Origin of the sequence: Paenarthrobacter nicotinovorans, from assembly GCF_007670255.1 — a bacterium.
In the GTDB taxonomy this organism is placed as follows: Bacteria; Actinomycetota; Actinomycetes; order Actinomycetales; family Micrococcaceae; genus Arthrobacter; species Arthrobacter nicotinovorans_B.
Genome location: NZ_SZVS01000022.1, coordinates 1 through 9,338, shown reverse-complemented (window position 1 = coordinate 9,338; position 9,338 = coordinate 1). Strand labels below are relative to the sequence as shown.

Below are 9,338 nucleotides of genomic sequence, written 5' to 3'. Positions count from 1 at the left end.
GGATCACGATCAGGCAGCTGGGCAGTCAACCCGCTGAGGATGTGTGAGGTCTCTTCTCCTGCAGCCACGTCCAACCTCTCTTCATTGAATGTATGGGCGCTTGCTCTGTGGGGGCGCTCAAGGGAATTTCGTATTGTGAGAATAAAATTCTGCAATTCGAGATTACGTGCGCCCGTGGGCAGCGTCAACACGGATCACGTATCCGAAACAGTCAACCGGCAATCCTCACGGCAAACAACCGAATGTGACCCGGCGTACAGTCTCAACCTTGACTGGAGGTGACCTGCGTCATACAGTTCTTTCACTATTCAATAACTTGATTCCATATTGTGGAATCAGTACGAAGTGGAGATCCACGATGCAGACGACTTCATCAGTCGGCGTCAATGAGACTCCGGAAGACGCAGAGACGGGCGCCCCCAACCACCCGGTCGTGGGAAACACGGATCTTTGTGCGATTGCTTCCGAAGCCGCAGGCCGTACCATCAGTCCCAGTCTTTACAACATCGACCTCGCACCCACCAAAGCCAAAGGCCGCAAGTGGACCAGCTACAGCATCTTTACCCTCTGGGCCAACGACGTCCACAGCCTGGGTAACTATGCCTTCGCCATCGGCCTGTTCTCCCTTGGCTTGGGCGGCTGGCAAATCCTGGTTGCCCTTGGGATCGGTGCCGTGCTTCTTTTCGCCCTCCTGAACTTCTCAGGATTCATGGGCCAAAAGATGGGCGTTCCCTTCCCAGTGATGAGCCGCATCAGCTTTGGCATCAGGGGAGCCCAGATCGCAAGCCTTGTCCGTGGCGCCGTCGCAGTCGCCTGGTTCGGCATCCAGACCTACCTGGCCTCCGTCGTCCTGCGCGTCATGCTCGTGGCCATGGCTCCTGGCTTGAAGGACCTGGACAGCAACTCCATCCTGGGCCTTTCCACGCTCGGTTGGTTCTCGTTCGTTGCCCTGTGGATCGTGCAGTTGGTCATCGTCAGCTTCGGTATGGAGATGATCCGCAAATACGAGGCCTTCGCTGGCCCCGTCATCCTCGTCACCATGGCCGCGATCGCCGTCTGGGTCTTCATCGAAGCCGGTGGCGCCATCCAGTGGACCGGCATCAAGGGCCTTGAAGGTACCGAGATGTGGCTGACCATCTTTGCCGGCGGCGCCCTCTGGGTGTCCATCTATGGAACGTTCGTCCTGAACTTCTGCGACTTCACCAGGTCCTCTACGTCCAAGAAGTCGATCGTCAAGGGAAACTTCTGGGGCATTCCCATCAACATGCTCGTCTTTGGCGCCATCGTCGTCGTCATGGCCGGCGGCCAGTACAAGATCAACGGAACGGTCATCCAAAGCCCTTCGGACATCGTCCAGAGCATCCCCAACACGCTGCTGCTGGTCCTGGCTTGCCTTGCTTTGCTGATCCTGACCATCGCGGTGAACCTCATGGCCAACTTCGTGGCTCCGGTCTACGCGCTGACCAATCTGTTCCCGCGGCACCTGAACTTCCGCAAGGCTGCTTGGGTCAGCGGAACCATCGGCTTGATCATCCTGCCGTGGAACCTCTACAACAACCCGATTGTGATTGTGTACTTCCTGGGTGGCCTCGGTGCTTTGCTTGGCCCGCTGTTCGGTGTTGTCATGGCTGACTACTGGCTGGTCCGCCGCGGCAAGGTCAATGTCCCCGAGCTCTACACGGAAGACCCCAAGGGTGCCTACTTCTACAAGCGGGGCGTCAACCCGAAGGCTGTCATTGCAATGCTTCCGGCTGCTGCCTTGGCGATCGCCATCGCGTTCATCCCTGGACTGGCAGCCGCGGCACCGTTCGCCTGGTTCATCGGGGCCGGTGTCGCAGCGCTCACCTACTTCGCCGTTGCGGACAAGAAGCAGGTCCACGAGGACGTTTCCGGCGAGCCGATCGCCGTCGCCAGCACCCACTGACACGTGACAAAAGGCGCCGCCCGTCCTTCCGGTCAACTGGCCGCAGGGCGGGCGCTGCCATTGAGAGGAAATACCATGCGCATTCTTGTCGCAAACGTGAACACCACGCAGTCCATGACGGACTCCATCGCAGCCCAGGCCCGCGCTGCCGCAGCTCCCGGAACCGAGATCATCGGCATCACGCCGCGTTTTGGTGCCGACTCCTGTGAGGGCAACTTCGAAAGCTATCTGGCCGCGATCGCCGTCATGGACGCTGTGGTCAATTACCCGGAGCCGTTCGACGCCGTCATCCAGGCCGGTTACGGCGAGCACGGCAGGGAGGGCCTGCAGGAACTCCTGGAGGTTCCGGTGGTGGACATCACCGAGGCCGCGGCCAGCACAGCGATGTTCCTGGGTCACAAGTACTCTGTCGTCACCACCTTGGACCGCGCAGTGCCCCTGATTGAGGACCGCCTCAAGCTGGCCGGACTGGATGCCCGCTGCGCTTCCGTGCGAGCCAGCGGGATGGCTGTTCTGGAGCTGGAGGAGTACCCGGAACGTGCTGTCGAGGCGATTGTCGGCCAGGCTGAGGAAGCTGTCAGCAAGGACCATGCGGAAGTGATTGTCCTGGGCTGCGGCGGCATGGCAGGGCTTGATGAGCAGATCCGCCAGCGCACCGGAGTCCCGGTGGTTGATGGTGTGGCCTCGGCCGTCACCATTGCAGAATCCCTCGTCCGGCTTGGCCTCTCCACGTCCAAGGTCCGAACCTACGCCACACCGCGCCCGAAGACTGTCATAGGCTGGCCGATATCGTCCGTCGCCCAGTCCAGTGCGCTCTAAAACCACCGAAAGGCAACCACATGACTGACTCCAGCCTGCCCGCGGACCCAAAGGTCGCCGTCGTAACCGGTGCGGGGTCCGGGATCGGGCGGGCGGTGGCCAGGCTCATGCTCGACGACGGCTACCGGGTGGCGCTTGCGGGGCGGCGGGAAGCGCAGCTGCTGGAGACGGCCGATGGTCACCCCGAAGCGCTTGCCGTACCGTGCGATGTGACAGCGCCCGACGACGTCGCGCGCCTTTTCGAGCAAGTCCGCCAACGCTGGGGCCGGGTTGATGTTCTGTTCAACAATGCCGGCGTCTTCGGGCCGTCCGGGGACGTGGGCGATCTTGACGTCGCGGAGTGGGAAGCCACGTTGCGGGTGAATGTGACAGGGTCCATGCTCTGTGCCTCCGAGGCCGTCCGGACCATGAAAAGCCAGCAGCCGCAGGGTGGCCGGATCATCAACAACGGCTCCATCTCCGCGCACTCGCCCAGGCCCCGGTCGGTGGCGTACACGGTGACCAAGCACGCCATGACCGGTCTGACCAAGAGTATTGAGCTCGACGGGCGGGAATTCGGGATTACGTGCGGGCAGATCGACATCGGCAATACCCGCACCGAAATCATGGACACCATCGGGGTTGGCTCGGGTGCGCTGCAGGCCGACGGTTCCCGCAAGGTGGAGCCCATGTTCCCCGTGGATGACGCCGCCCGGGCTGTGCTGCTAATGGCCAATATGCCGGCGTCGGCCAGTGTCGGTTCGCTGGTGGTGACCGCGGCAGGCATGCCCTTCGTAGGCCGCGGCTAGGACTCCCGGCTGCCCCGGCGCGCCCACCCGGGCCGCCACGACCAACATTGAGGCCGCCAAGCCCCCAGAACGCCGAATTTTCCGGCGTTCTGGGGGCTTTCCTCTGCCAAAGTGGGTCGTAGCGGCACCTAAAAGTGGCATACCAAACGCATTGTGACTTCCGCAATATGGAAATCGAATCTCCCCTTGCGGAATGATGTGACCCGGCTTACATTGAAAACATCCCCCCAAAACGAGGGGCTGTTCCCAAACTGATTGGTTCAGATCAATGAAGATCCCAGACCCCGCGGCGCTGAAGGCGAGTTCGGCCCCGCAGAAGAAAAAGCGGCTGTACCAGTCGCTCTTTTTTCAAATCCTGATCGCCGTCGTCGCAGGTGTGCTCATCGGTCATTTCTGGCCGAACATCGGGTCCGCACTCCGGCCACTGGGTGATGGATTCATTCAACTCATCAAAATGATCATCGCCCCGCTAATTTTCCTCGTGATCGTCACAGGCATCTCGGCAGTGGGCGACGTCAAGGCGGTCGGACGGGTCGGGGTCAAAGCACTCCTGTACTTCACCGGCGCCACGCTTTTCGCCCTGGTTTTCGGCCTGGTCGTCGCCAACATTGTCCAGCCTGGTGCTGGCCTCAACATCGATCCCGCTACCCTTTCCCAGGAAGCGCTCGACGCTAAAACCGGCCACGCAGTCCCCAAGGATGCAGCGGCCTTCATCCTGGATGTCATTCCGTCCAGCGTGATCGGCGCTTTCGCCAGCAACAGCCTGCTTCAGGTGCTCTTCTTCTCCGTCTTCTTCGGCGCCGCGATCGTGGTCATCGGCCGCGAACGGTGCTTGCCGGTCATCAGCCTCATGGAAACCGTGCTGGAACTGATTTTCAAGATCATGTCCTGGATCATGAAAGTGGCCCCCATCGGTGCCTTCGGTGCCATGGCCTTCATCATCGGCCAGTACGGGGTGGGCACCTTGGGAACCTACGCCCTGCTGATTGCCTCCTGCTATGGCGCGGCCATCGTCTTCATCGGGCTGCTGTTCCTGGTGGCCTGGGGTTTCGCGCGGGTTCCGCTGTGGCAGTTCCTGAAGTACACCCGAGAGGAATTCCTGCTGGCACTCGGTACGGCGTCAACGGAAGCAGTCATGCCGCGCATCATGACCAAGCTGACCAACGCCGGCTGTTCAAGGGCCACCACGGGCTTGGTAGTGCCCACCGGCTACTCCTTCAACCTGGACGGCGCCGCGATCTACCTCTCCATCTCGCTGCTCTTCCTGGCGCAGGCTTTCGGCCACAACCTGGATCTCGGCCAACAGTTGGCTGCCCTCGGCGTCCTGCTCCTGACCTCCAAGGGCATGGCCGGTGTTCCGGGCTCGTCCTTCCTGGCCCTCTCGGCCACCGCCGCCGCGCTCGGCATCTTCCCGGTGGCCGGCGTCGCGCTTCTCCTCGGTGCCGACCGCCTCATGGACTCCATGCGTGTAGTGGTCAACCTGCTCGGCAACTGCGTGGCAACGTTCGTGGTGGCCAAGTGGGAAGGCCAGTTCGACCGCAGCGTCATGGTCCGCGCCTTCAACGGCGAAATCACCAACGAGGACACGGCCATCATGCTCGGCAAGGAAGACGTCTACGCCCAGCAGGAGCTCGAGCGCATCAGCACCGGCCAGGAACCCTCACCGAAGTTTCGTGGCGGCCCGGCAGCGGATGAGATCCCGCAGTTCGAGATGAGCAAGCCAGGCCAACCGACAACACCGGTCTGCCCCGACTAACCCGGCGGGTTTTTGTACAGCAAATGCCCCTAAGACGCGGTCTTAGGGGCATTGGCTGTACAAGAACTCGTTAGAGGGGGAGGAGCGAAGAGAGGTCGGCGCGCAAACCTGAGGCGGTCACTTTGTGGGACTGCACGGCCTCACCCCACGTAATCCGCCCGGTCACCAACCCAAGCCAGGTGTCGGCGTCGGTCTCGATGACGTTCGGGGGAGTGCCGCGCGTGTGCCGCGGACCCTCCACGCATTGCGTGACGCCGAACGGCGGGACCCGGACCTCCACGGAATTGCCCGGCGCGCGTGCGGTGACTTCCTCCAGGGAGTAGCGCACCGCCGTCGCAATTAAAGTGCGCGACGGCGCCGTCCCGGCAGCGGGGGCAGGCTCACCGGCGGTTTCGGTGCCGGAAGGTTCGACGGCGGCCCGCCAGGCTGCCAGCGCGGCTTTGCCCTCGGAGATGTCGACGCGGCGACGTGCAACGGCCATGGGTTCGTTCCTTCTTAACTACTAATCGAGCAGGGCGGAGACGGCATGGCCCAAACGGATCCTGCCGACCTCGTGGCCTCCACCCAGTACGGGTTCGACCACTCTTTCCAGGACGCTGGAGACGGCCGGAATGTCCACAGCCCCGCTCACGGCAAGGAGAGTCAGTCCAACCAGGGAAGTGGCGCGGAGGTTTCCGTCCAGCATTTTGACTGCCACGGTGGCGCCGGTCGGAGTGGCCAGGACCAGGACGCCCTCGGCGCCGATCTTCGCCAGGACATCCAACTCTTCCATCACTACGGTGTTGGATTCGCCCTTGCCCTGGACGGCCCACGGGTAATCGAGCATGGACGTGGCAATGGTGGCCGCACGGGCGTTTGCCGCGGAGTTGCCCGGTGACTTGGCCAGGCGGGAGTAAGCCCGGGCAAGGCCGGTCAGCGAGATCGCGGCCACGGGCGCGCCGCAACCATCGATGCCCAGATGGGAAATGTGCTCGCCGCTGTATTCCTCAATGACCGAACGCACGCGCTGCTGGAGCGGGTGGTTGGGTTCGAGGTAGCTCCGGAGGTCCCAGCCGTTCTCGGTGCAGGCCCAGAGGAACGCCGCGTGCTTGCCGGAGCAGTTGAATGCGAGTTTGGACTTTCCCCGCTCAGAGCGGACCAGCCAGTTGCGGGCGGTCTCGTCCTCGGGCCAGGCCGTGGGGCATTGGAGGTGTTCTTCCCGCACCCCGGCTGCCTTGAGCATTCCTTCAACGACGTCCATGTGGTCCAGGGAACCGGTGTGGCTTCCGCACGCCACCGCAACCTGTGCGCCCCGCAGCGGAACGCCGGACTGCATGGAAGCCAGGGCCTGGAACGGCTTGAGCGTGGAGCGGGCGAAGACGGGAGCGTCGATGTCGCCGAGCTGCGTCACCACGGAACCGTCACCTGAGAGGACCACCGCCGCACCAACGTGCCGTGATTCAATAAAGCCACTGCGTTCGATCACTGCCAGTTCGACGGCGGACTCAACGTTGAACGTTTCATGCGAACTCATGGGCATGAAGCAAGTCTAGGCGCGGTGGCGTGATTCCCTGGTCATGCCCGGGTGCGCGCCGGGTCCGCCGCGCCCCGGGTCCGCTGCGCCGGGTGCGCGCCCGGTCCGCTGCGTGACACAGCTTAGGCCGAGCGCGCTGCACAAAGTACCCTTTAAGCCGTGAAGGTACTCGTCATTGGCCCAGGCGGCCGCGAACACGCCATTGTCCGCTCTCTGCTTGAAGACCCCAACGTCTCCGAGGTCCACGCGGCCCCGGGCAACGCGGGCATCAGCAAACTCGTTCCCACCCACGCGATCGACGGGAACAACCCGGAAGCCGTGTCCGCCCTCGCCACCAAGCTGGGCGTGGACCTGGTTGTCGTCGGACCGGAAGCGCCGCTTGCCGCAGGTGTATCCGACGCCGTCCGGGAAGCCGGTATCCCTGTGTTCGGCCCCAGCAAGGAAGCCGCGCAGCTGGAAGCTTCCAAGGCCTTCGCCAAGCAGATCATGGCTGAAGCGGGCGTCCCCACGGCCATGGCGCGCGTCGCCGAAAACGCCGAGGAAGCCGCCGACGCTTTGGATGCCTTCGGCGCACCCTATGTCGTGAAGGACGACGGACTCGCTGCCGGCAAGGGCGTCGTGGTCACCAAGGATCGCGACGAAGCCCTGGCACACGCCCAGACCTGCTTCGATGCCGGTGGAACCGTGGTGATCGAGGAATTCCTGGACGGCCCCGAGGTTTCCTTGTTCGTCCTCTGCGACGGCCACACCACCGTTCCGCTGTCCCCGGCGCAGGACTTCAAGCGCATCTTCGACAACGATGAAGGTCCCAACACCGGCGGCATGGGGGCTTACACGCCGCTTGAGTGGGCTCCCGAAGGCCTGGTCCAGGAAGTCATCGACCGTGTAGCCCAGCCGACCGTCGATGAGATGGCCCGCCGCGGTACACCCTTCATTGGCGTCCTCTATTGCGGCCTGGCCCTCACTTCCCGCGGCACGCGCGTCATCGAATTCAACGTCCGCTTCGGCGATCCCGAGACGCAGGCTGTCCTGGCCCGTCTCAAGACGCCGCTCGGTGCGCTGCTGCTGGCAGCTGCCAAGGGCGAACTGGACACGGCAGAAGAGTTGCGCTGGTCCAAGGACACGGCAGTCGCCGTCGTCGTTGCCGCCGAAAACTACCCGGACGCGCCCCGCACGGGCGACCGCATCCGCGGCCTGAAGAAGGTCGACGAGCTGGACGGCGTCCACGTTGTCCACGCCGGCACCAAGCTGGACGACGAAGGCAAGGTGGTCTCCGCCGGTGGCCGAGTCCTGGCGGTGGTCGCGCTCGGTTCGGATCTGGTGGAGGCGCGCGAAAAAGCGTACGACGGCGTCGAGCTGGTTCAGCTTGAAGGCTCGCAGTTCCGTACGGACATCGCAGGCAAGGCCGCCCGCGGCGAAATCCGGGTGCCGTACGCGGCTACCGGCACCATCCCGAAAGTGCAGGCCTGAGCATGACTGACTCCCTTCCCACCGGAGGCTTCGAGACCGAGACGCTGGACCTTCCGGGTTGGACGCATGTCTACTCGGGCAAGGTCCGCGACCTCTACGTCCCCGCCGATGAATCCATTACGGAGAAGTTCGGCCAGGACTGCGTGCTGGTGGTCGCCAGTGACCGCATCAGCGCCTACGACCACGTCTTGAGCAGCGAGATCCCGGACAAGGGCCGTGTTCTGACGCAGCTCAGCCTGTGGTGGTTCGAGCAGCTGGAGGTTGAGCACCACGTGCTGGCCTCAACGGTTGAGGGCGGTGTCCCGGCCGAAGTCGAGGGCCGCGCGATGATCTGCAAGAAGCTCGAAATGTTCCCGGTGGAATGCATCGCCCGCGGTTACCTGACGGGTTCGGGCCTGGCTGAGTACAAGCAATCCGGCACTGTCTGCGAGATTCCGCTGCCTAAGGGCTTGGTGGATGGTTCCCGTTTGGACCACGCCCTGTTCACGCCGTCGGCCAAGGCTGAGGTTGGCGAGCACGACGTCAACATCACCTACGACGACGTCGTGGCAATGGTTGGCGATGACATTGCTGCCCGCCTGAGCGAGCTCACCCTGAAGATCTACACCCGCGCCGAGGAGATCGCCCGCGAACGTGGCATCATCCTCGCCGACACCAAGGTGGAGTTCGGCAGCGATGCCGCCACCGGTGTGATCACGCTGGGCGACGAGGTCCTCACCCCGGATTCTTCACGGTTCTGGGACGCGTCCACGTATGAGCCGGGCAAGTCGCAGCCGTCCTATGACAAGCAGTACGTCCGCGACTGGCTGACCTCCGCGGAGTCCGGCTGGGACAAGTCCTCGGACACTCCGCCGCCGGCTCTTCCCGCCGACGTCGTGGAGCGCACCCGTGCCCGCTATGTCGAGGCGTACGAGAAGCTCACGGGCCGCACCTTCGCGTAGCCCGCACCCAACTGGGGGACAGCACATGTTCTACTGAGCGCTCAGTGGAACTGTGGAGTCTCATGACTTAATGGACAGTTCTGTCTCATGACTTCGTAGACACTCTGTCTCAGGACATCGTGGACAT

Annotated in this window: 8 protein-coding genes; 6 read left to right on the top strand and 2 right to left on the bottom strand. The window is 63.2% G+C overall.

The features are described from left to right. The first annotated feature begins 358 nt into the window (after positions 1-358). From FDP28_RS20330 to FDP28_RS20315, 4 genes are all read left to right on the top strand, one after another. A complete protein-coding gene (locus FDP28_RS20330; RefSeq protein WP_144663421.1) occupies positions 359-1,924 on the top strand; it encodes an NCS1 family nucleobase:cation symporter-1 in 1,566 nt (521 codons plus the stop codon). A gap of 75 nt (positions 1,925-1,999) precedes the next feature. After that, positions 2,000-2,743 (top strand): aspartate/glutamate racemase family protein, encoded by a 744-nt coding sequence (locus FDP28_RS20325; protein WP_144663420.1) that lies wholly within the window; start codon positions 2,000-2,002, stop codon positions 2,741-2,743. 20 nt (positions 2,744-2,763) lie between these two features. Continuing rightward, positions 2,764-3,531: an SDR family oxidoreductase gene (locus FDP28_RS20320; protein ID WP_144663419.1), complete on the top strand. Its 768-nt coding sequence runs from the start codon at positions 2,764-2,766 to the stop codon at positions 3,529-3,531. A gap of 268 nt (positions 3,532-3,799) precedes the next feature. Continuing rightward, a complete protein-coding gene (locus FDP28_RS20315; protein ID WP_144663418.1) occupies positions 3,800-5,287 on the top strand; it encodes a cation:dicarboxylate symporter family transporter in 1,488 nt (495 codons plus the stop codon). Positions 5,288-5,357: 70 nt separating this feature from the next. Here the strand turns inward: FDP28_RS20315 and FDP28_RS20310 are convergent, their stop codons facing one another. Both FDP28_RS20310 and FDP28_RS20305 read right to left on the bottom strand, forming a co-directional pair. Continuing rightward, positions 5,358-5,768 (bottom strand): sterol carrier family protein, encoded by a 411-nt coding sequence (locus tag FDP28_RS20310; protein WP_144663417.1) that lies wholly within the window; start codon positions 5,766-5,768, stop codon positions 5,358-5,360. Between the two features lie 21 nt (positions 5,769-5,789). After that, on the bottom strand, positions 5,790-6,806 hold the full coding sequence (locus tag FDP28_RS20305; protein ID WP_144663416.1) for an asparaginase: 1,017 nt from the start codon (positions 6,804-6,806) through the stop codon (positions 5,790-5,792). Positions 6,807-6,959: 153 nt separating this feature from the next. Here FDP28_RS20305 and purD point away from each other — a divergent pair, with 153 nt between their 5' ends. Then, the gene (gene purD, locus FDP28_RS20300) at positions 6,960-8,270 is read left to right on the top strand and encodes a phosphoribosylamine--glycine ligase (RefSeq protein WP_144663415.1); all 1,311 of its coding nucleotides are present in this window, start codon (positions 6,960-6,962) and stop codon (positions 8,268-8,270) included. 2 nt (positions 8,271-8,272) lie between these two features. Beyond that, positions 8,273-9,211: a phosphoribosylaminoimidazolesuccinocarboxamide synthase gene (locus tag FDP28_RS20295; RefSeq protein WP_144663414.1), complete on the top strand. Its 939-nt coding sequence runs from the start codon at positions 8,273-8,275 to the stop codon at positions 9,209-9,211. Positions 9,212-9,338: the final 127 nt, after the last annotated feature.